Source organism: Streptomyces sp. S186, from assembly GCF_051603415.1.
GTDB lineage: Bacteria > Actinomycetota > Actinomycetes > Streptomycetales > Streptomycetaceae > Streptomyces.
Window position 1 is genome coordinate 3,678,385 of the sequence record NZ_CP193932.1, and the last position, 19,719, is coordinate 3,698,103.

Sequence of the window (19,719 nt, forward strand, 5' to 3'; positions counted from 1 at the left end):
CGCACCCCGGGACATCCCCTCCGGCCTACGCCGTCGCCGACTCTCCCGCCACTTCGCACCAGACCGTCTTGCCGGCCTCCTCCTGCCGCACGCCCCACCGCAGCGCGACGGCGTCCAACAGCGCTATCCCGCGCCCGCCCTCGTCGTCCGCGGCGGCCCGGAGCAGTACGGGCAGGGCCCGCGGCTCGGGGTCGATGACCTCGATCCGCATCCGCCCGTCCCCGGTCCGGCCTACGTGGACGGTGACGGGCGTGCCCTCGCCCACGTGCCGGATCACATTGCCGACGAGTTCGCTGACGCACAGTTCGACCTCGCAGGTCGCCGCCGTGCCGAGATGTGCGCGGAGGGCCCGCCGCAGCAGCGGGACCTCCTTCGGTACGGCGAGCAGCCGTACGGTCATCACCGCGCCGCCGCCTTCCACAGCACCTCGGCCAACTGGCGGGCGGTGGCCATGTTGCAGTTGCCGAGCGCGACGAGGGGTGGTGGATACGCCCCTGCGAACGAGGGGAGTTCGATGCCGAGGGAAGGGAGCGTGATGCCGTGGACCTTCAGCGCGTCCCTGAGTTCCTCGGCGCATTCGTGCACGTCGTTCATGGTCCTTCACCTTCCAGTGGCGCATCGTGACGAAACGCTCACAGCGTGACGTGATGCGGCGTACCTTCGGAAGGGAATCGGCGTTTAACGCCCAACTGACAAGTGGTGGTGGTGAGTCATGTCCCCGCGCAAGGATCCCGACCCGTCGTCGAGTGTCCCGTCCTTCTACGGCGCCGAGTTGCGCTACTTGCGGGAGAGCGCGGGCCTCACACTCGACCAGTTGGTAGAGGGAAGCTTCCGCGGCGCACCACTGCTCAGCCGAATTGAGCGCGGCGAACTCGGCATGCCGATGGACCTTGCGGTGCACATCGACAAGAGGCTCAAGACGGGCGGCTTCTTCCAGCGCCACTGTGAGAACGTGCAACAGGCGCGACGCTCCGGCATCGCCGCGTACTTCGCAGACGTCGTGGAAATGGAAGTCCGCGCGACGACGATCGAGGAGTGGGCACCCGGCGTCTTCCCTGGACTCTTGCAGACCGACGCCTACGTCCGGCAACTCGTACGGATGGGCAAACCCTGGCTGAAGGCCAAGGAGGTCGAGAAGCTTGTCCGCGCACGAATGGCACGCGCCGAATTCTGGAAGCGCGACGACCACGCCTACTACTGGGGCATCCTGCATGAATCGCTCATTCGTCGACCCACTCTGCCGCCCGACCAGATGGCCGACCAGCTGGACCACATCGTCGCAGTGATCCGGAACAGCGGGAGCGTTCTTCAACTCTTGCCCGAAGCAGCGGCAACAGGCCCCAACATGATGGGCGACCTGCGAGTCATGGCCTTCCCTGATGCGCCCACCATCGCCTACACCGAGAACGTCCACAGCGGCCAAATCATCGACTTCCCCCCGCTCGTGACGGAGTATCGGAGGTCGTACGATCTGCTCAGGGCTGCCGCACTGCCGCCTGAGGCGTCCCTGCCCATGATCGAAGAAGCGGCGAAGGGCTATCGACATGAAGCGCAGCTACAGGATTGACCTGAGCACTGCCACCTGGCGCAAGAGCAGCTACAGCAACCCTGACGGCGGCAATTGCATCGAGGTATCAGACGACTTCCTCGCGGCCGCCACGTGGCGCAAGAGCAGCTACAGCAACGGCGACGGTGGCCACTGCATCGAGGTATCCGACGTTCTCCCCGACCTTGTTCCCGTCCGCGACAGCAAGGACCCGCACGGCCCGGCGCTCGTCTTCCCGGCCACCAACTGGTCGGCATTCGTCACGGCCGTCAAGAGCGGCCAACTGCCCAGCGCCTAACGGAAACGGCCCCTGGCGCACGTAACGCACGTGCACCAGGGGCCGTTCGCCGTCGCAGACGGGCGGGCCGTCAGACGGCCTCGGCCACCATCGGCCGATCAGCCGAGGCGTCAGCCTCGTTCGGCTTGGCGGACGACGGGCCGCCCCGCAGCGGGACCTCCTTGAGGAACCAGGCTGCGACGAAGCCGACGACGCTGATGATCGCGCCCCACAGGAACACCTGGTGCGCGCCGGACGCCACCGCGTGCGCGTACGCGTCCTTCACGGGCGCCGGGAGGGTCGGCAGCTTCTTCGGGTCCATCTGGGCGCCGCCGGTCATCTTGCCGGCGGCGGCGCCGAGTCGGGCGGTCATCGTCGAGGTGACCTCGTTGGTGAAGAGCGCGCCGAGGACGGCGACGCCGAACGAGCCGCCGATCGTCCGGAACAGGGTCGCGGACGAGGAGCCGACGCCCATGTCCTTCATCTCGACGCTGTTCTGCGCGATCAGCATCGTGGTCTGCATCAGGAAGCCCATGCCGGCGCCGAGTACGGCCATGTAGAGGCCGGAGGTGAAGCGCGTGGTGCCGACGTCCATCAGGGACAGCAGGGCCAGGCCGAGGGTGATCAGCGCGCCGCCGCCGGTGACGAAGATCTTGTACTTGCCGGACTGGGTGGTGACCCGGCCGGCGACCAGCGACACCGCCATCATCGACAGCAGCATCGGCAGGAGCAGCAGGCCGGAGTTGGTGGCCGAGGCGCCCTGGACGGTCTGCTGGAACAGCGGCAGGAAGGTCATCGAGCCGAACATCACGAAGCCGACCAGGAAGCCGATCACCGTGACGAGCGAGAAGTTGCCGTTCCGGAAGATCCGCAGCGGCAGGACCGGGTCGCTGACCTTGCGCTCGACGAGGACGAAGGCGATCAGCGCGACGAGGGCGAGGACGCCCAGGCCCACGATCTGCTTCGACAGCCAGTCGTACTCGGTGCCGCCCCAGGTGGTGAGCAGCACCAGCGAGGTGATGCCGATGGTCAGCAGGGCCGCGCCGGCGTAGTCGATGCGGGTCTGGGACCGCTTCTTCGGCAGGTGCAGCACGGCGGTGACCATGACCAGGGCGATCGCGCCGAGCGGGAGGTTGATGTAGAAGCTCCAGCGCCAGCCGAGGTGGTCGGTGATGGTGCCGCCGACCAGCGGTCCGCCGATCATCGCGATGGCCATGACGCCGGCCATCATGCCCTGGAACTTGCCGCGCTCCCGCGGCGGGACGAGGTCGCCGATGATGGCCATGACGCCCACCATCAGACCGCCGGCGCCCAGGCCCTGCACGGCGCGGAAGCCGATCAACTGGCCCATGTCCTGGGCCATTCCGGACAGCGCGGAGCCGATCAGGAAGAGCACGATGGACGTCAGGAAGACGCCCTTGCGGCCGTACATGTCGCCGAGCTTGCCCCAGATCGGCGTGGATGCCGCGGTGGCCAGTGTGTAGGCGGTGACGACCCAGGACAGGTGCTCCAGCCCGCCCAGTTCACCGACGATCGTCGGCATCGCGGTGCCGACGATCATGTTGTCCAGCATCGCGAGGAGCATCGCGATCATCAGCGCGAAGACCACCATCCGCACGCTGGCCGAGCCTCTGCCCGCGCCCTGCGCCGGCTCCGGTATTTCCCCCGTCGGGGCCGCTTTCCGCGACATCCCCTATCACTTCCCCATCGCTTCTTACTTACTTGCCGCCCGGCTAGTTTCGTACCGTGCAGAAGGTAAGCTAGCTACTAGCCGGGCGTCAAGTAAGTTTCTTTGCGCGGGGGTGGGTAGGTCCGTGACCAGCGGGGCAACAGATGATTGCCGGGAAACGGGCCGGGCCCGGTCCGTACCGAGGCCCGCACCGACGCCGTAGTCACGCAGGAGAACAGCATGAGCAGCGCACCACAGCCGCGCCGGGGGAACACCCGCCAGCGCATCCAGGACGTCGCCCTGGAGCTGTTCTCCGAACACGGCTACGAGAAGACCTCGCTCCGCGAGATCGCCGAGCGGCTCGACGTCACCAAGGCCGCGCTCTACTACCACTTCAAGACCAAGGAAGACATCGTCATCGGCCTCTTCGAGGACCTGGGGCGGCCCATCGACGAGCTGATCGCCTGGGCGCAGGAGCAGCCGCGCACCCTGGAGAACAAGCAGGAGGTCATCCGGCGGTATCACGAGTCGCTGCGGTCCGCCGAGCCCCTTTTCCGCTTCATGCAGGAAAACCAGGCCACGGTACGGGAGTTGACCATCGGCCAGCGCTTCAAGGAGCGGATGCTGACCCTCTACGGCCTGCTCAGGGAGGACGACGCGGAGCTGGTGGACCAGGTGCGCTGCCTCACGGCGCTGTTCTCCATGCACGCGGGGATGTTCGCGATGCAGGACATGGAGGGCGACCCCGAGGAGAAGCGCGAGGCCATCCTCAGGGTCGCCACGGAGCTGGTCACGGCGGCCAACCCGCCGGGCCGCCGGCCAGCCCGGCCGGACTCGACTCAGACGGCGTCGTCGTGAGCCCGCAGGAATCCGGTCGGCTCGATGCCCGACCCGTAGTTGGGGCCGGTGCGGACCTCGAAGTGCAGGTGCGGACCGGTGGAGTTGCCGGTGCTGCCGGACAGGCCGATCTGCTGGCCGGTGGAGACCTGCTGCCCCACCTGGACCTGAATCTGTGACAGGTGCGCGTACTGGGTGTAGATCCCGTTCGCGTGCTTGATCACGATCGCGTTGCCGTAGGCGGGACCGTCGCCGCCGCCGTTCGGACCGGCCTTGACGACGGTGCCCTCGTGGACGGCGTGGACCTGGGTGCCGGTCGGCACGACGAAGTCCTGGCCGCTGTGCTTGTGCGCCCAGTGGCTGCCCGCGATACCGAAGGGCTCGCCGAGTACGTACTTCTCGACCGGCTTCACCCAGGCGTCGGCCTTCTTCGCCGCGTCGGCCTTGGCGTCGGTGGCGGCCTTGGCCTGCGCGTCGGCCTGTGCGGCCACGGCCTTGCTCGCGCCCGCGGTCAGGTGCAGCAGCCCGCCGTCGGCGGCGGTGGCGACACCGGCGCCCAGCGCGGCCGTGACACCCGCACCGGCGGCCACAACGGCCACCCGATGACGCAGCGCGTACTTACCGGCCTTGGCGGACTTCCTGGAATTACGTATCGCGGCGAACTTCGACATGCGGGTTTTTCCTCCGGAGAGAAGTGAAAGGGTTTTCCCGGCTGCGGCCCGGGAGAGCCATTCCTTGGTAACCCGCCTCCGCCGCCCCGCCAAGGGCCGCTTTCTACTACCGAAGCGTGTAAGAGGAGAAGGACCGCAGGCGGCGGTCGCGTCGCTTACGACGGCCCGCCACTGAGCCTCTGACCTGCAACTTTGCTCCTCCGGAGCACTTCCCGACCACCCCCGGGAATACCCCTACCCCCACTAGTAGGACGCAAATTCCTGTGCGCCATGTCACGATTATTCAGCGCCTTGAAGTGACCCGCGTTACACAATTCCGGGAAGCGCTGTGACCCGCGTTACGAGAAAATCTGTGACCTGCGTTACGCAATTCGGAATGGGCGGGCGGATGCGAATCCAAAAAAACGCCAGCCCGGTCCCCGCCCGCCACGACGCCGACGGACCGCCGACGGACCGGGCCCCGCCCGCCTGGACACCTATGAGCAGCCCCCGCTGACCGCCGTCTGCACCAAGCGACGTCGGCCGCCGCGGCTGCCTCCCGCACAGCCGCAACGGGCCCCACGACGCCGCCCTGGCCCAACACAAAGCCGCCCCGGAACCGTTGAACGGTTCCGGGGCGGCTTTGCGTATATCGCCGGCTATGCGTTTACGCGTCCTTGCTCAGGTTGGGACCGGGCCCGCCCGTCGCGGACTCGACCGGCGGGGCGCTCGGCACCGCCGACTTCTCCTCGCCGCGGAAGGTGAACGTGGCGGTCTCGCCCTCGCCCTCCACGTCGACGACGACGATGTGGCCCGGACGCAGCTCGTTGAAGAGGATCTTCTCCGAGAGGGCGTCCTCGATCTCGCGCTGGATCGTGCGGCGCAGCGGACGGGCGCCGAGCACCGGGTCGTAACCCCGCTTGGCCAGCAGCGACTTGGCCTCGCCGCTGAGCTCGATGCCCATGTCGCGGTCCTTCAGGCGCTCGTCCACCTTGGCGATCATCAGGTCGACGATCTGGATGATGTCGTCCTGGGAGAGCTGGTGGAACACCACCGTGTCGTCGACACGGTTGAGGAACTCGGGGCGGAAGTGCTGCTTCAGCTCCTCGTTGACCTTGGCCTTCATCCGCTCGTAGCCGGTCTTGACGTCGCCCTGGGCGGCGAAGCCCAGGTTGAAGCCCTTGGAGATGTCCCGGGTGCCGAGGTTGGTGGTCATGATGATGACCGTGTTCTTGAAGTCCACGACCCGGCCCTGGGAGTCGGTCAGGCGACCGTCCTCCAGGATCTGCAGCAGCGAGTTGAAGATGTCCGGGTGGGCCTTCTCGACCTCGTCGAAGAGGACGACGGAGAACGGCTTGCGGCGGACCTTCTCGGTCAGCTGGCCGCCCTCTTCGTAGCCCACGTAGCCGGGGGGCGAACCGAAGAGCCGCGACACCGTGTGCTTCTCGCTGAACTCCGACATGTCGAGGGAGATCAGCGCGTCCTCGTCGCCGAAGAGGAACTCGGCGAGGGTCTTGGACAGCTCGGTCTTACCGACACCGGACGGGCCGGCGAAGATGAACGAGCCACCGGGGCGCTTGGGGTCCTTCAGACCCGCGCGGGTGCGGCGGATGGCCTGCGAGAGCGCCTTGATGGCGTCCTTCTGGCCGATGACGCGCTTGTGCAGCTCGTCTTCCATCCGCAGGAGCCGGCTGGACTCCTCCTCGGTGAGCTTGAAGACCGGGATGCCGGTGGCCGTGGCCAGGACCTCGGCGATCAGCTCCTCGTCGACCTCGGCGACGACGTCCATGTCGCCGGCCTTCCACTCCTTCTCCCGCTTCGCCTTCGCGGCCAGGAGCTGCTTCTCCTTGTCGCGCAGGCCGGCGGCCATCTCGAAGTCCTGCGAGTCGATCGCGGACTCCTTCTCGCGGCGGACGTCGGCGATCTTCTCGTCGAACTCGCGCAGGTCCGGCGGCGCGGTCATCCGGCGGATCCGCATCCGGGAACCGGCCTCGTCGATCAGGTCGATCGCCTTGTCCGGCAGGAAGCGGTCGGAGATGTAGCGGTCGGCCAGGGTGGCCGCGGCGACCAGCGCGGCGTCCGTGATGGACACCCGGTGGTGCGCCTCGTAGCGGTCCCGCAGGCCCTTGAGGATCTCGATGGTGTGCGGCAGCGACGGCTCGGCGACCTGGATCGGCTGGAAGCGGCGCTCCAGGGCCGCGTCCTTCTCCAGGTGCTTGCGGTACTCGTCGAGCGTCGTGGCACCGATGGTCTGCAGCTCGCCGCGGGCCAGCATGGGCTTGAGGATGCTGGCGGCGTCGATGGCGCCCTCGGCGGCGCCCGCGCCGACCAGGGTGTGCAGCTCGTCGATGAACAGGATGATGTCGCCGCGGGTGCGGATCTCCTTGAGGACCTTCTTCAGGCGTTCCTCGAAGTCACCGCGGTAGCGGGAGCCGGCGACCAGCGCACCCAGGTCGAGGGTGTAGAGGTGCTTGTCCTTGAGGGTCTCGGGCACCTCGCCCTTGACGATGGCCTGGGCCAGGCCCTCGACGACCGCCGTCTTGCCGACGCCGGGCTCGCCGATGAGGACCGGGTTGTTCTTGGTGCGGCGGGACAGCACCTGCATGACCCGCTCGATTTCCTTCTCGCGCCCGATGACCGGGTCGAGCTTGGTCTCCCGGGCGGCCTGCGTGAGGTTGCGGCCGAACTGGTCCAGGACGAGGGAGGTCGAGGGCGTGCCCTCGGCGGGGCCGCCGGCGGTGGCGGCCTCCTTGCCCTGGTAGCCGGAGAGCAGCTGGATGACCTGCTGCCGCACCCGGTTCAGGTCGGCGCCCAGCTTCACGAGGACCTGGGCGGCGACGCCCTCGCCCTCGCGGATCAGGCCGAGCAGGATGTGCTCGGTGCCGATGTAGTTGTGGCCGAGCTGGAGGGCCTCGCGGAGCGACAGCTCCAGGACCTTCTTGGCACGGGGCGTGAAGGGGATGTGGCCGGACGGGGCCTGCTGGCCCTGGCCGATGATCTCCTCCACCTGCTGGCGGACCGCCTCGAGCGAAATGCCGAGGCTCTCCAGGGCCTTAGCGGCGACACCCTCACCCTCGTGGATCAGACCCAGGAGGATGTGTTCGGTGCCGATGTAGTTGTGGTTGAGCATCCGGGCTTCTTCCTGAGCCAGGACGACAACCCGCCGCGCACGGTCGGTGAACCTCTCGAACATCGTTAATCGCTCCTCAGAGCGGTCAGGCAGTAAGGGGTCGGTCCCCTCCCTGTCCTTCCGCATGCTAGTCCCGCAGGGCGGGACAGCTCATTCCAACTGCCGACACCCGTCCGGATCACCCCGCTCCGACGGGGAAATTTACTGCCGAACAGCTGACATCTGCTCCAACTCGATGGTGCGAGACGATGTTCCCGCAGGCCAGGCATATACGCATGCCGCCACTACGCCCGTGGCGAACGCGAGCCCTGCCGGCACGCCGTCCACCGCCGGCCAAAGGCGGCGGCGAACTGCCGAGGGCGCCGGTCACAGCGTCTCTTCCCACTGAGACTGTCTTACCCGCCGCCACTGACACTCCATGCGGCGCGGGCCCTTTCCCTCCGCTACGGGCGAACACCCGCGCATCCCGGAATACCTCCACACCCCCTCCGCAATACACGGAACGCAACAGCCCTTGCACCCTACGTAACCTTCCGCAGGGTCGGGAGTTGCACCGGACATGGCCACCGCGCTTCCGCGACCCCGCTCCCCCTTCTCCACCGTCCGCCGGTGGTACGAGGACGAGCTCGGCTGGCCGACCACCGGCACGGAGCCGGTGGAACTGCTCACGGGGCTGCGCTTCGACGTTCTGGAGATGCCCGCGGACGCGGGGCGTGCGGTGCTGCGGCGGATGCCGCGCACCGGCCCGGTCGCGCTGCTGCGGCCCGCACGGGGCGGGAAGCAGGCGGAGGATCGGCCGAAACTGCTCCTGCTGATCGCGGCCGGTGGCGCGGAGGAGCTGCCGGAAATCCTGGAATGGCTGGAGTGGGGCGCACTCGCCGCGGATCTCACGGCCCGCGGGGCCGGGGGGCGGATGCCCGCACCGGCGCCGCCTTCAGGGGGCCCGGCGTCCGGCGGCTGCGGCGCGCGGGAGGCCGCGGGATGGGTGCGGCCTCCCCGGCCTGGGTACGAGGCGGAAAATCGCCTGCCCACCACGGGGGTCGGGACAGGAATCGGGGACGGTGGGGGCGCCCCCGACCTCGTACGGCTCGTGAGCGCGGCGGCTACCGAGTGCCTCCGGGCCCGGTTGGTACGTGCTCGTAATCGCCAATCGGATCGCGCGTACGGCGATCAGCCGTTGGCCTTCTCGAATGCCTCGCGAATGTCGGCGGGGACGCGGCCCCGGTCATTCACGTTGTAGCCGTTCTCCTTCGCCCAGGCACGGATCTTCGCAGTGTCCGGGGAGCCGGCGGACGCCGCACGGGCCTTGCCGCGGCCCGCGGAACGGCCACCGGTCTTGCGGCCGGCCTTCACGAAGTCGGCCAGCGACTCGCGCAGCTTGTCCGCGTTGGCGTCGGAGAGGTCGATCTCGTAGGACTTACCGTCGAGAGCGAACGTGACGGTCTCGTGGGCCTCGCCACCGTCGAGGTCGTCGACAAGAAGAACCTGAACCTTCTGTGCCACCAGGATTCCCTTTCATCGAATGTGGATTACGACGGAAAGCAAACCGCTTTTCCGGGAAAAACACAAACCCTTGGGTAGGGTTCACTTGCCCACAGAGCGGGGAACGCATGCTTCCGCGGCCATGGGATAGGGGAGCGATTCGGACATAGAACGCTGATCACAGGTGCAGAAGCATGCGGCTGTTGCCCAGGGTGTTGGGCTTCACTCGTTCGAGGCCCAGGAACTCCGCAACGCCCTCGTCATAGGAACGCAGCAGTTCGCTGTAGACATCCCGGTCTACGGGAGTCTCGCCGATCTCCACGAAGCCGTGCTTGGCGAAGAAGTCGACTTCGAAGGTGAGGCAGAAAATGCGTCGCACTCCCAGCCACCGCGCGGTGGCCACGAGCTTGTCCAGGACCTGGTGGCCGACCCCGGTGCCCAGCACCCTCCGGTCCACCGCCAGAGTGCGGACCTCGGCCAGGTCCTCCCACATGACGTGCAGTGCTCCGCAGCCGACGACCTCGCCGTCGGTGTCCCGCTCGGCCACCCAGAACTCCTGGATGTCCTCGTAAAGCGTGACGGTCGCTTTGTCGAGCAGGATCCCGTCGCGCACGTAGGCGTCGATGAGGCGACGTACCGCCGGTACATCACTGGTCCGGGCCCGGCGGACCGTGAGCCCTTTTGAATGCGCTGGCATGCCCGGACGCTATCGCCCCTTGCCGCCGGCCTCCGCTCCGGGTTCATCTCCTTCGCCGACCGGCGCTTCCGGCTGTTCTTCCCGGGCCGCCGTCTGTTCTTGCTGCGCGTCGGCGGGATCGTCGACCTGCACCATCCGCACGGCATCGCGGAGCGCTTGCCGCTGTTCCGGCGACATCATGCCGAAGAAGGCCACCAGCGCGGCCGCGGGGTTGTCACTGGCGGACCATGCTTCGTTCATCAGTGCGGCCGAGTAGGCGGCGCGAGTGGAGACCGCCTCATATCGATAGGCGCGGCCTTCGGCTTCGCGGCGCACCCAGCCCTTCTGATGGAGGTTGTCCAATACGGTCATGACGGTGGTGTAGGCGATCGACCGTTCCTTCTGGAGATCCTCCAGAACTTCTCGAACGGTGACCGGGCGGTTCCACTCCCACACCCGCGTCATCACCGCGTCTTCCAGATCACCCAAGCGTCTCGGCACACAAGAAGAATAGTGGGAGATGTCGCGAATGCCGGTTGATCTCGTTGCGTTTGGTCCGGAAAAAGGAAGTACGGCCCGGGACGGGCAATCCCGGGCCGTACTGTGCGGGTGGTCCGCCGGAAATGGCGGGGGTTCAGGCGCCGAAGGGCTTGGGGTCCTGCCCGGCGGCCTCGGCGCGGGCGAACGCCTCGTCGACGGCCGCGTCCTCCTTCGACTTGTTCTGGCCGCCCTGACTCTTGATCATCGTGACGATCAGGCAGGTGAAGGCAACGGCCATCACTACGGGCGGGAGCAGCGCGGCGACGTAATCCATGGCATGGGCCTCCTTCAAGGCATGAGCCCGCGACGATACCGGGCCAGAGTACGCAGCGCTCAGGCGGTCCGGGTCTCCGGGGGCGGGGCGGGCTTCCGGCGGGGCGGGAAGACCTCACCGGGGGTGGGGATGGGCCGGTCCGGCCGCGGCGCCTGGGGGCGCCGCGCGGGCCTGGGCGGCTCCCGTCGGGGCTCCGGGCGCGGCTCCCTCCGGGGCTCGCGCTTGGGTTCCGCCCCGGGTTCCGCTCCCGAGTCCGCCCCGGAGTCCACGCCGCGCGAGGCGGTGGCAGTCGGCCGCGGCCGACTGCCGGTGCGGCCGCCCGCCGGGGCGTCCAGGGAGGCCCCTGAGCGGCCGCCTGGCAGCGCGCGCAGGCGGACCCGTACGGATTTGTCGGCCACTCGCTCGCAGTGCCGCAGCAGGGCGCTGCGGCGTTTGCGCTCGGTCTCGGCGGCGGGCCGGGCGAGCAGCGAGCGCAGTGCGGCGAGGTCGTCGGGTGCGGGGACGTGGCCGGCCGCCAGCGCCTCCTTGAGCCGGGTGAGATAGCCGGCGGCGGCACCGGGCAGGGCGTCGCGGTAGCGGGCGAGGTCGGCGAGCAGGAAGGCGCGCAGGCGGGCGCCTTCGCGGACCGCCTCGTCCACCGCCTCGGCCAGCCGGAGGTATTCCTGGACGTCCTGCGACGCGTCCGTGCCGGAGTCGCCCTGGGGCGCGGCGGAGGAGGTCGTCTGGAGGGCATGGGCGAGGGCGCGACGGAGCACACGCAACTCATCGGCGCCGAAGGCCATGCCGCCGCGGGATCCGTATGGCATTGGCATGGGGCGACTTTACGACCTATTCGGACAAAAGCCGCTTAATTCGCCACGCAATGGCGCGGCAGCGGGCCGCCTGTCACACGGGCGCGCCAGTACACAACCGCCGCGCCCCTCCGCCGCCGCCCCGTTACAGGCGCCCGACGTTCCGCTCGTACACCAGGCGCAGGCCGATCAGGGTCAGCCAGGGCTCGTGCTCGTCGATCACCGAGGACTCGCCGAGCACCATCGGGGCCAGCCCGCCCGTGGCGATCACCGTCACGTCGTCCGGGTCGTCGGCCAGTTCCCGGGCCATCCGGTGCACCACGCCGTCCACCTGGCCGGCGAAGCCGTAGAGGATGCCGGACTGCATCGCCTCGACGGTGTTCTTCCCGATGACGCTGCGCGGCCGGGCCAGCTCGATCTTGCGGAGCTGGGCGCCCTTGACCCCGAGGGCGTCCACGGAGATCTCGATACCGGGGGCGATCACCCCGCCCACGTACTCGCCGCGGGCGCTGACCGCGTCGAACGTGGTCGCGGTGCCGAAGTCGACGACGACGGCCGGGCCGCCGTACAGCTCGACGGCCGCCAGGGCGTTGATGATCCGGTCGGCGCCGACCTCCTTGGGGTTGTCCATGAGGATCGGCACGCCCGTCTTGACGCCTGGTTCCACCAGGACGGCCGGGACGTCCCCGTAGTAGCGGCGGGTGACCTCGCGCAGCTCGTGGAGCACCGAGGGGACCGTGGAGCAGATGGAGATGCCCTCGATGTTGTCGCCCAGGTCCTCCCCGAGCAGCGGGTGCATGCCCATCAGGCCCTGGAGGAGCACCGCCAGTTCGTCGGCGGTGCGCCGGGCGTCGGTGGAGATCCGCCAGTGCTCGACGATCTCGTCGCCGTCGAACAGACCCAGGACGGTGTGGGTGTTGCCCACGTCGATGGTCAGCAGCATGGTCCGCACCGCCTCCGGTTCACGTCGCGCACGAAGGGCTCGCCTGGGGTGGTGGGCGGGGAGACGGGTGGGCGGGTGTTGCCCACGTCGATGGTCAGCAGCATGGGGTCAGCGGCTCTCGTCGTCGTGGGCGGCGGCCGGGGCGTCGGCCGGCTCGTCGCTCTCGCGCAGGTCCAGGCCGATGTCGAGGACCCGGGCGGAGTGGGTGAGCGCGCCCACCGCCAGGTAGTCGATGCCGGTCTCCGCGTACGCGCGGGCGTTGTCGAGGGTGAGCCGGCCCGAGGACTCCAGCATCGCGCGGCCGGCGACCAGTTCCACGGCCTCGCGGGTCTGCTCGGGCGTGAAGTTGTCCAGCAGGATCAGGTCGGCGCCCTCGGCGAGGATCGGCGGGATCTGGTCGAGCCGGTCGACCTCCACCTCGATGGGCACCCCGGGGAACTCGTCGCGCACGGCCGTGAACGCCTCGGCGACGCCGCCCGCCGCCACGACGTGGTTGTCCTTGATGAGCGCCGCGTCGCACAGCGACATCCGGTGGTTGACGCCGCCGCCGCAGCGCACCGCGTACTTCTCCAGGGCGCGCAGGCCCGGCGTCGTCTTACGGGTGTCGCGGACGCTGGCCTTGGTGCCTTCGAGGACGTCGGCCCAGGCGCGGGTCAGGGTGGCGATCCCGGACAGCCGGCCCAGGAGGTTCAGCGCGCTGCGCTCGGCGGTGAGCAGGTCGCGGGTCCGGGTGGTGACGGACAGCAGCTTCTGGCCGGCCACCACCCGCTCGCCGTCCTCCACGTGCCGCTCGACCGCGAACTCGTCGGTGCACACCACCGACAGCACCGCCTCGGCGATCCGCAGCCCGGCGATCGTGCCGTCCTCACGGGCGGTGAAGTCCCCGGTGGCGACGGCGTCTTCGGGGACGGTCGCCACGGTGGTGACGTCCACGCCCTGGTCGAGGTCCTCCTCGATGGCCATGTGCGCGATGTCCTCCACCTGGACGGGGTCGAGGCCGGCGGCCACCAGGAGCGCGGCCAGGTCCGGGTCGAGACCGCAGGTCATCGGGTCCAGCTCGTAGGCGTCGCCGTCGCCGGCGGCGCACCCGCAGGCGTCGCCGCAGCCACCTTCGGGAGCGGCGCCGGGCCGGCCGATCTGGAGGAGAGGGAGGTCGGGGGTGCTGCTCACGGGGTGCGCTCCGTATCGGGAAGGGGGGCGGACTGAGGGGCGGGGCCGGCGGTCGGCGGGAAGCCGGCGGTCTCGGTGGTGTGGACACCCAGGGTGCGGTCGGCACCGAGGGTGATGCGGAAGTGCCGTCGCCAGGAGGCATCGTCGCGGTCGGGGTGGTCCTCGCGCCAATGGCAGCCGCGGGTCTCCTCGCGGCGCCGCGCGGCGGCGACCAGGACCCGGGCGACGCACAGCAGGTTGGTGGCCTCCCAGGCTTCCACACCCGGCTCGGGAGCCTTGACAGAAGCGGGAGCGGGGTCCGAGGCGGCCTCGACGGCCTCCCGGTGGAGCCGGTCGAGGTCGTCGGCGGCCCGGGCCAGGCTGGCCGCGCTGCGCAGCACCCCGGCGCCGGCGGTCATGATCCGCTGGACGGCGGTACGGGCCTCGGGCACCAGGAGGGGCAGCGGGGCGCGGGCCTCCACGGGGGCGGTGGCCGGGGCCGGCGGCCCGTCGGCGGTGATGTCCTCGGCGATCCGCTCCGCGAACACCAGGCCCTCCAGCAGGGAGTTGGAGGCCAGCCGGTTGGCGCCGTGCACACCGGTGCAGGCCACCTCGCCGCACGCGTACAGGCCGGGGACGGTGGTCCGGCCGTGCAGGTCGGTGCGGACGCCGCCGGAGGCGTAGTGGGCCGCCGGGGCGACCGGGATCGGCTCGGTGACCGGGTCGATGCCGTGCGCCCGGCAGGCGGCCAGGATGGTCGGGAAGCGGCGCTCCCACATCTCGGCGCCGAAGTGGCGGGCGTCCAGGTACATGTGCTCGGTGCCCTGCTCCTGGGCGCGGCGCGTGATCGCCTTGGCCACGATGTCGCGCGGGGCCAGCTCGGCGAGTTCGTGCTGTCCGACCATGAAACGGGTGCCGTCCGCGTCGACCAGGTGGGCGCCCTCGCCGCGCACCGCCTCGGAGATCAGCGGCTGTTGGCCCTCGGCCTCCGGCCCCAGGTAGAGCACGGTCGGGTGGAACTGGACGAATTCGAGATCCGAGATCTCGGCGCCGGCACGCAGCGCCAGAGCCACCCCGTCGCCGGTGGAGACGGCCGGGTTGGTGGTCGCGGAGAACACCTGGCCCATGCCCCCGGTGGCGAGCACCACCGCTGGCGCGTGGACGGCACCGACGCCGTCGTGCTGGCCCTCCCCCATGACGTGCAGGGTGACGCCGGCCGTGCGGCCCTCGGCGTCCGTGAGGAGGTCGAGGACCAGGGCGTTCTCGATGGTGCGGAGTCCGGCGGCGCGGACCGCGGCGACCAGTGCGCGGGAGATCTCCGCCCCGGTGGCGTCGCCGCCGGCGTGCGCGATCCGGCGGCGGTGGTGGCCGCCCTCCCTGGTGAGCGCGATCTCGTCGCTCCCGGGGGCGGTGTCGAAGCGGGCCCCGGCCGCGATCAGCCGGTGGACGGCGGCCGGGCCCTCGGTGACCAGGGTCCGCACGGCTTCCTCGTCGCACAGTCCGGCGCCCGCGACGAGGGTGTCGGCCAGGTGCTGCTCGGGGCTGTCGCCGTCCCCCAGTGCCGCGGCTATCCCGCCCTGTGCCCAACGGGTGGAGCCGTCGTCGAGCCGGGCCTTGGTGACGACGACGGTCCGGCGGCCGGCGGCGGCGCAGCGCAGCGCGGCGGTCAGCCCGGCGACGCCGGAGCCCACCACGACGACGTCGGCCGTGATGGACCATCCGGGGGCGGGGGCGCTGAGACGTATGCCGGTGGGGCCGGCGGCGGTTCCGGTAGCGGTCATCGGGTCGCTCCGAGGGGGCCTGGGGGTGGGGTGGACTTCCTGGTCTTCCGGGTGGCGCCGGAGGCGGGCCCGCCCTGGGGGCCGGTGCGCCGTCCCTGGGCGGCGTCCGGGTGCGGGGCCGTGCTCGCGGTGAGGGCCGTGCTCGGGGTGAACACGAGCCGGATGTTGTCGATGAGCCGGGTGGTGCCGACCTTGGCGGCCACCGCGAGGATCGCCTCGCCCTCGAACCCGTCCGGGACCTCGGTGAAGTCCCGGGGGTCGATCAGGGCCAGGTAGTCCAGGTGGAGCGGCGGGTCCAGGTGGGCGGCGTCCTCCAGTACGGCGCCGGCCGCGGCGCGGGCCACGGACGGGCCGTGCGGCGGGCCCGCGGCGGCGTAGGCGACGGCGTGCGCGTCGGCGGCCGCCCGGTCCTCCCCGAGCGCGGCCAGCGCCGCGGAGCGGTCCTGTACGGGGTACCCGGCGGAGGCGGCGCGGGCGCGCAGCGCCTCTTCGGCGGTGAGCCGGTCGCGGGCCGCGAAGAGCGCCGCCGAGAGCGCGAGCGCGGTGCGCCGCTCCGGGCCGGACAGATAGCGGTTGCGGCTGGAGAGGGCCAGTCCGTCGGTCTCCCGGACAGTGGGGACGCCGACGATCTCGACGGGGAAATTCAGGTCGGCGGCCATCCGTCTGATCACGGCGAGCTGCTGGGCGTCCTTCTCCCCGAAGAACGCCAGGTCCGGCGCGGTCAGATGGAGCAGCTTGGCGACGACGGTGAGCACCCCGTCGAAGTGGCCGGGGCGGCTGGCGCCCTCCAGGACGGTGCCCATGGGGCCCGCGGAAATACGGACCTGCGACTCCCCGCCCGGATAGACCTCCTCGGCCGACGGCGCGAAGACGGCGTCCGCGCCCGCCCGGCCGGCCAGCACCACATCGTCGTCCAGGGTCCGCGGGTACCGGTCGAGGTCCTCGCCCGCCCCGAACTGCAGCGGGTTGACGAACACCGTGACCACGACCTGGCCCTGCGGCCCCACCCGCTCCCGGGCCGCCCGGACCAGGGCGGCGTGCCCCTCGTGCAACGCGCCCATGGTCATGACAACGGCCCGTGCACCGCCGCCGCGCGGCAGCGCCCGCAGATCGGCGGCAGTGCGCACGAGCTGGGGCCCGGACGCCGCTCGGGAGGCGTCGGGGGTCGGGCTGACGGGCGAGGAGGTCATGAGTCGCCTCCGTGGGGGCCGGGGTTGGGGGAGTCGGGGGTGCCGGGCTGGCCGGGGTCGTCGTCCGGGGCGTCGACGTCGTGGGGGGTGTCGTGCTCAGGCTCGTCCTCGGTGGGCGTGCCGGAGGACGTGTCGGTGGGCGTATCGGAGAGCGCGTCGGTGGGCGTGCCGGAGGACTCGTCGGACGGCAGCCGCTCTCCGGCGGTCGTGGCCTGGCCGGCAGCGGATCGGCCGGCGGCGCCGTCGGGAGCCGGGCCCGCGAGCACGTCCAGCAACTCCGCGGCCGGCTCCGGCTTGAGGAGGCCGTGCGCCAGCGCCCGGTCGGCCGTCATACGAGCCATGGCCAGATAGCCGGCGACGGCCTGCGGGGCGTGCTTGCGCAGCTCCGCCACGTGGACCGCGACGGTGCCCGCGTCCCCCCGGGCGACCGGGCCCGTCAGAGCGGCGTCACCGGACCGCAGCGCGTTGTCCAGGGCCGCGCCGAGCAGCGGGCCGAGCATCCGGTCCGGGGCCCGCACACCGGCCTTCGCCAGTAGTTCCTTGGCCTGCGCCACCAGCGTGACCAGGTAGTTCGCGCCGATCGCGAGCGCCGCGTGATACAGCGGACGATCGGATTCCGCGATCCACTCCGGCTCCCCGCCCATCTCGATGACCAGCGCCTCCGCGGCCATCCGCAGCTCCTCGGGCGCGGTCACCCCGAACGGACAGCCGGCCAGCCGCTGCACGTCCACGGACGTACCGGTGAACGTCATCGCCGGGTGCAGGGCCAGCGGCAGCGCACCGGCCCGGGTGGCCGGCTCCAGCACCGCCGTCCCGAAACGGCCGGAGGTGTGCACCAGCAGCTGGCCCGGCCGCACGGCACCGGTCTCGGCGAGACCGCTCACCAGGTCGGCCAGGGCGTCGTCGGGGACGGTCAGCAGCACGAGGTCCGCACGGGCGAGCACCTCGGCCGGGGGGACCAGCGGGACGCCGGGCAGCAGCTCACCGGCGCGCCGGCGGGAGGCGTCGGAGACCCCCGAGACGGCCACCGGGCGGTGGCCGGCGAGCTGCAGCGACGCGGCGAGCGCGGGGCCGACGCGGCCCGCCCCGACGACTCCGACGGTGAGCCGGGCGGGCCGGTCCTGGGCCTCGATGGAGGAATGTTGGTTCACGCGGCGACGGCCTTCCGTTCCAGTCCGCGAGGGGTACCGGACGATTCGTCGCCATGCTACGCGAGGAGGCCCCGCCGCCCTGAGAGTTGCACGGAGGGTGAGACGAGGGTCTCGGAGCAGAGCCGGAACGCCGAAACGCTCCGCTCCGGCTCGGCTCGGAGAGTTATCCACAGGGCTCGCGGCGGTGACCGCGGCCGGGTGATGATCGATGCCACAGCCCGCGCGGACGGCGCGGGGCGACGCGGAGGCGGGGGATCATGACCGAGGCCGGGAAGCACACAGCAGAGGCCGCAAAGCAGCCGACCGAGGACGGGGAGCAGACGGGCGGTGGCGGCGAGCGGACGTGGGACGAGAGGGACGATCGGGCGCGGCGGTTCGCGGCCTACCGGGGTTCGCTGCGGACGCTGTGCGGTCGCCCTCCGGAGACCCTCGCCGAGCAACTGTCCCGTCTGACCGCTGACGCCCCCGGCGTGTACGACCTCGACGACTGGCCGGACTTCTACGGCAACGACGACGGCATCGTCGGCGAACTGGAGCGCCGGACGGCCCAGGCCCTGGGCACCGCCGCCGCGGTGTTCTTCCCGACGGGCACGATGGCGCAGCAGGTGGCCCTGCGCTGCTGGGCGGGCCGCACGGGCAACACGACGGTCGCCGGCCATCCGCTGTCCCATCTGGAGGTGCACGAGCGCGATGCCTACGCGGTCGTCAGCGGGTTGCGCATGGTGCATCCGACGAACGCCCCGCGTCTGCCGACGGCCGCCGAGATCTACGACCTCCAAGAGCCGTTCGGCACCCTCGCCCTCGAACTCCCGCTGCGCGACGCCGGATACGTCCTCCCCAGCTGGGAGGAGCTGGAGTCGACGGTGGCCGCGGCGCGGGAACTGGACGCGGTGGTGCACTTCGACGGCGCCCGACTCTGGGAAACCGGCCCGCACTTCGGCAGACCGCTCCCGGAGATCGCCGCCCTCGCGGACAGCGTCTATGTCTCCTTCTACAAATCGCTGAACGGCATGGCGGGCGCCGCGCTGGCGGGCACCGAGGAGTTCGTCGCGGAGGCCCGGGCCTGGCGCCACCGCTACGGCGGCCAGCTGTTCCAGCAGTGGCCGATCGCGCTCGCCGCCCTGGTCGGGCTGGACCGCGAGCTGCCCCGGTTGCCGGCGTATGTGGCCCAGGCCAAGGTCGTCGCCCGGGCACTGCGGGAGGGGCTGACGGAGGCCGGCGTGCCGTGGTTCCGGGTGCACCCCGAGGAGCCGCACACCCACGAGTTCCAGGTATGGCTGCCACACCCGCCGGAGGTCCTGAACGAGGCCGCCATCCGTCAGGCGGAAGAGACCCGGACGACGCTCTTCCGCAAGTGGCACGAGCCGGCCCCGCCCGGACCGCCGGGCGTGGCGATGACGGAGGTGACGGTCACCTCGCCGGCACTCGAATGGACCGCGGAGGACATACGCACGGCAGTGGGCGACTTCGTCCGACGCATTGCGGATTGAAGGGGTGAGGGCACCTGCCCACAGCCAGATATCGAAGGAGGGTGAGGGCGCCTGCCCACATCCGCCCCAGGGGCAGGCCCCGGCATAGCGGGGCCCTGTCAGGGATGCGGTGCGGGGGGGGACAGAAAGGCGGTCGGGACATG

At 70.7% G+C, this 19,719-nt stretch carries 20 protein-coding genes; 5 read left to right on the plus strand and 15 right to left on the minus strand.

What is annotated here, in order from left to right:
• Positions 1 to 25: 25 nt before the first annotated feature.
• Positions 26 to 400: an ATP-binding protein gene (locus ACRAS8_RS15510; RefSeq protein ID WP_438486640.1), complete on the minus strand. Its 375-nt coding sequence runs from the start codon at positions 398 to 400 to the stop codon at positions 26 to 28.
• Entirely contained in the window at positions 400 to 594 is a 195-nt protein-coding gene (locus ACRAS8_RS15515; protein WP_438486641.1) for a hypothetical protein, read from the minus strand. The genes ACRAS8_RS15510 and ACRAS8_RS15515 overlap by 1 nt, the downstream gene beginning before the upstream one ends.
• Before the next feature lie 118 nt (positions 595 to 712).
• Between ACRAS8_RS15515 and ACRAS8_RS15520 the strand changes: the two genes are divergently transcribed.
• Entirely contained in the window at positions 713 to 1,567 is an 855-nt protein-coding gene (locus tag ACRAS8_RS15520) for a helix-turn-helix domain-containing protein (protein ID WP_438486642.1), read from the plus strand.
• Positions 1,545 to 1,844, plus strand: a complete 300-nt coding sequence (locus tag ACRAS8_RS15525; protein WP_438486643.1) for a DUF397 domain-containing protein — start codon at positions 1,545 to 1,547, stop codon at positions 1,842 to 1,844. Before ACRAS8_RS15520 ends, ACRAS8_RS15525 begins: the two co-directional genes overlap by 23 nt.
• Before the next feature lie 70 nt (positions 1,845 to 1,914).
• On the opposite strand, the gene ACRAS8_RS15530 is transcribed toward ACRAS8_RS15525, so the two are convergent.
• Positions 1,915 to 3,435: an MDR family MFS transporter gene (locus tag ACRAS8_RS15530; protein ID WP_438490497.1), complete on the minus strand. Its 1,521-nt coding sequence runs from the start codon at positions 3,433 to 3,435 to the stop codon at positions 1,915 to 1,917.
• A gap of 297 nt (positions 3,436 to 3,732) precedes the next feature.
• On the opposite strand from ACRAS8_RS15530, the gene ACRAS8_RS15535 reads away from it, so the two are divergent.
• Positions 3,733 to 4,350, plus strand: coding sequence for a TetR/AcrR family transcriptional regulator (locus ACRAS8_RS15535; protein WP_438486644.1), 618 nt, complete (start codon positions 3,733 to 3,735; stop codon positions 4,348 to 4,350).
• Here the strand turns inward: ACRAS8_RS15535 and ACRAS8_RS15540 are convergent.
• Together ACRAS8_RS15540 and ACRAS8_RS15545 are read right to left on the minus strand one after the other, a co-directional pair.
• A complete protein-coding gene (locus ACRAS8_RS15540) occupies positions 4,332 to 5,000 on the minus strand; it encodes a M23 family metallopeptidase (RefSeq protein ID WP_438486645.1) in 669 nt (222 codons plus the stop codon). The genes ACRAS8_RS15535 and ACRAS8_RS15540 overlap by 19 nt on opposite strands.
• A gap of 646 nt (positions 5,001 to 5,646) precedes the next feature.
• Positions 5,647 to 8,172, minus strand: a complete 2,526-nt coding sequence (locus ACRAS8_RS15545; RefSeq protein WP_438486646.1) for an ATP-dependent Clp protease ATP-binding subunit — start codon at positions 8,170 to 8,172, stop codon at positions 5,647 to 5,649.
• A gap of 496 nt (positions 8,173 to 8,668) precedes the next feature.
• Here ACRAS8_RS15545 and ACRAS8_RS15550 point away from each other — a divergent pair, with 496 nt between their 5' ends.
• Positions 8,669 to 9,349, plus strand: coding sequence for an SCO3374 family protein (locus ACRAS8_RS15550; RefSeq protein WP_438486647.1), 681 nt, complete (start codon positions 8,669 to 8,671; stop codon positions 9,347 to 9,349).
• On the opposite strand, the gene ACRAS8_RS15555 is transcribed toward ACRAS8_RS15550, so the two are convergent.
• The 10 genes from ACRAS8_RS15555 to ACRAS8_RS15600 all read right to left on the minus strand — a co-directional run bounded on the left by ACRAS8_RS15555 (position 9,280) and on the right by ACRAS8_RS15600 (position 18,086).
• Positions 9,280 to 9,612, minus strand: a complete 333-nt coding sequence (locus ACRAS8_RS15555; protein ID WP_018540421.1) for a histone-like nucleoid-structuring protein Lsr2 — start codon at positions 9,610 to 9,612, stop codon at positions 9,280 to 9,282. The two genes, ACRAS8_RS15550 and ACRAS8_RS15555, sit on opposite strands and share 70 nt — an antisense overlap.
• Positions 9,613 to 9,769: 157 nt before the next feature.
• The gene (locus tag ACRAS8_RS15560; RefSeq protein ID WP_438486648.1) at positions 9,770 to 10,288 is read right to left on the minus strand and encodes an amino-acid N-acetyltransferase; all 519 of its coding nucleotides are present in this window, start codon (positions 10,286 to 10,288) and stop codon (positions 9,770 to 9,772) included.
• A 9-nt stretch (positions 10,289 to 10,297) separates the two neighbouring features.
• Positions 10,298 to 10,732, minus strand: a complete 435-nt coding sequence (locus ACRAS8_RS15565; protein ID WP_438490498.1) for a BlaI/MecI/CopY family transcriptional regulator — start codon at positions 10,730 to 10,732, stop codon at positions 10,298 to 10,300.
• Between the two features lie 169 nt (positions 10,733 to 10,901).
• Positions 10,902 to 11,081: a hypothetical protein gene (locus ACRAS8_RS15570; RefSeq protein ID WP_438486649.1), complete on the minus strand. Its 180-nt coding sequence runs from the start codon at positions 11,079 to 11,081 to the stop codon at positions 10,902 to 10,904.
• A 59-nt stretch (positions 11,082 to 11,140) separates the two neighbouring features.
• The gene (locus ACRAS8_RS15575; protein ID WP_438486650.1) at positions 11,141 to 11,893 is read right to left on the minus strand and encodes a hypothetical protein; all 753 of its coding nucleotides are present in this window, start codon (positions 11,891 to 11,893) and stop codon (positions 11,141 to 11,143) included.
• A 124-nt stretch (positions 11,894 to 12,017) separates the two neighbouring features.
• Entirely contained in the window at positions 12,018 to 12,815 is a 798-nt protein-coding gene (locus ACRAS8_RS15580) for a type III pantothenate kinase (RefSeq protein WP_438486651.1), read from the minus strand.
• A gap of 108 nt (positions 12,816 to 12,923) precedes the next feature.
• On the minus strand, positions 12,924 to 13,985 hold the full coding sequence (gene nadC / locus ACRAS8_RS15585; RefSeq protein WP_438486652.1) for a carboxylating nicotinate-nucleotide diphosphorylase: 1,062 nt from the start codon (positions 13,983 to 13,985) through the stop codon (positions 12,924 to 12,926).
• The gene (locus ACRAS8_RS15590; protein ID WP_438486653.1) at positions 13,982 to 15,745 is read right to left on the minus strand and encodes an L-aspartate oxidase; all 1,764 of its coding nucleotides are present in this window, start codon (positions 15,743 to 15,745) and stop codon (positions 13,982 to 13,984) included. Before ACRAS8_RS15590 ends, nadC begins: the two co-directional genes overlap by 4 nt.
• Positions 15,742 to 16,935, minus strand: a complete 1,194-nt coding sequence (gene panC / locus ACRAS8_RS15595; RefSeq protein ID WP_438486654.1) for a pantoate--beta-alanine ligase — start codon at positions 16,933 to 16,935, stop codon at positions 15,742 to 15,744. The genes ACRAS8_RS15590 and panC overlap by 4 nt, the downstream gene beginning before the upstream one ends.
• Positions 16,932 to 18,086, minus strand: a complete 1,155-nt coding sequence (locus ACRAS8_RS15600) for a DUF2520 domain-containing protein (RefSeq protein WP_438486655.1) — start codon at positions 18,084 to 18,086, stop codon at positions 16,932 to 16,934. Before ACRAS8_RS15600 ends, panC begins: the two co-directional genes overlap by 4 nt.
• 257 nt (positions 18,087 to 18,343) lie before the next feature.
• On the opposite strand from ACRAS8_RS15600, the gene ACRAS8_RS15605 reads away from it, so the two are divergent.
• A complete protein-coding gene (locus ACRAS8_RS15605) occupies positions 18,344 to 19,576 on the plus strand; it encodes a threonine aldolase family protein (protein ID WP_438486656.1) in 1,233 nt (410 codons plus the stop codon).
• Positions 19,577 to 19,719: the final 143 nt, after the last annotated feature.

What these genes read in the sequence shown, in the direction of transcription:
- ACRAS8_RS15510 (WP_438486640.1), bottom strand. Translation starts at nt 400, where the DNA reads ATGACCGTACGGCTGCTCGCCGTACCGAAGGAGGTCCCGCTGCTGCGG.
- ACRAS8_RS15515 (WP_438486641.1), bottom strand. Translation starts at nt 594, where the DNA reads ATGAACGACGTGCACGAATGCGCCGAGGAACTCAGGGACGCGCTGAAG.
- ACRAS8_RS15520 (WP_438486642.1), top strand. Translation starts at nt 713, where the DNA reads ATGTCCCCGCGCAAGGATCCCGACCCGTCGTCGAGTGTCCCGTCCTTC.
- ACRAS8_RS15525 (WP_438486643.1), top strand. Translation starts at nt 1,545, where the DNA reads ATGAAGCGCAGCTACAGGATTGACCTGAGCACTGCCACCTGGCGCAAG.
- ACRAS8_RS15530 (WP_438490497.1), bottom strand. Translation starts at nt 3,435, where the DNA reads ATGGTGGTCTTCGCGCTGATGATCGCGATGCTCCTCGCGATGCTGGAC.
- ACRAS8_RS15535 (WP_438486644.1), top strand. Translation starts at nt 3,733, where the DNA reads ATGAGCAGCGCACCACAGCCGCGCCGGGGGAACACCCGCCAGCGCATC.
- ACRAS8_RS15540 (WP_438486645.1), bottom strand. Translation starts at nt 5,000, where the DNA reads ATGTCGAAGTTCGCCGCGATACGTAATTCCAGGAAGTCCGCCAAGGCC.
- ACRAS8_RS15545 (WP_438486646.1), bottom strand. Translation starts at nt 8,172, where the DNA reads ATGTTCGAGAGGTTCACCGACCGTGCGCGGCGGGTTGTCGTCCTGGCT.
- ACRAS8_RS15550 (WP_438486647.1), top strand. Translation starts at nt 8,669, where the DNA reads ATGGCCACCGCGCTTCCGCGACCCCGCTCCCCCTTCTCCACCGTCCGC.
- ACRAS8_RS15560 (WP_438486648.1), bottom strand. Translation starts at nt 10,288, where the DNA reads ATGCCAGCGCATTCAAAAGGGCTCACGGTCCGCCGGGCCCGGACCAGT.
- ACRAS8_RS15565 (WP_438490498.1), bottom strand. Translation starts at nt 10,732, where the DNA reads ATGACGCGGGTGTGGGAGTGGAACCGCCCGGTCACCGTTCGAGAAGTT.
- ACRAS8_RS15570 (WP_438486649.1), bottom strand. Translation starts at nt 11,081, where the DNA reads ATGGATTACGTCGCCGCGCTGCTCCCGCCCGTAGTGATGGCCGTTGCC.
- ACRAS8_RS15575 (WP_438486650.1), bottom strand. Translation starts at nt 11,893, where the DNA reads ATGCCAATGCCATACGGATCCCGCGGCGGCATGGCCTTCGGCGCCGAT.
- ACRAS8_RS15580 (WP_438486651.1), bottom strand. Translation starts at nt 12,815, where the DNA reads ATGCTGCTGACCATCGACGTGGGCAACACCCACACCGTCCTGGGTCTG.
- ACRAS8_RS15590 (WP_438486653.1), bottom strand. Translation starts at nt 15,745, where the DNA reads ATGACCGCTACCGGAACCGCCGCCGGCCCCACCGGCATACGTCTCAGC.
- panC (WP_438486654.1), bottom strand. Translation starts at nt 16,935, where the DNA reads ATGACCTCCTCGCCCGTCAGCCCGACCCCCGACGCCTCCCGAGCGGCG.
- ACRAS8_RS15605 (WP_438486656.1), top strand. Translation starts at nt 18,344, where the DNA reads ATGACCGAGGCCGGGAAGCACACAGCAGAGGCCGCAAAGCAGCCGACC.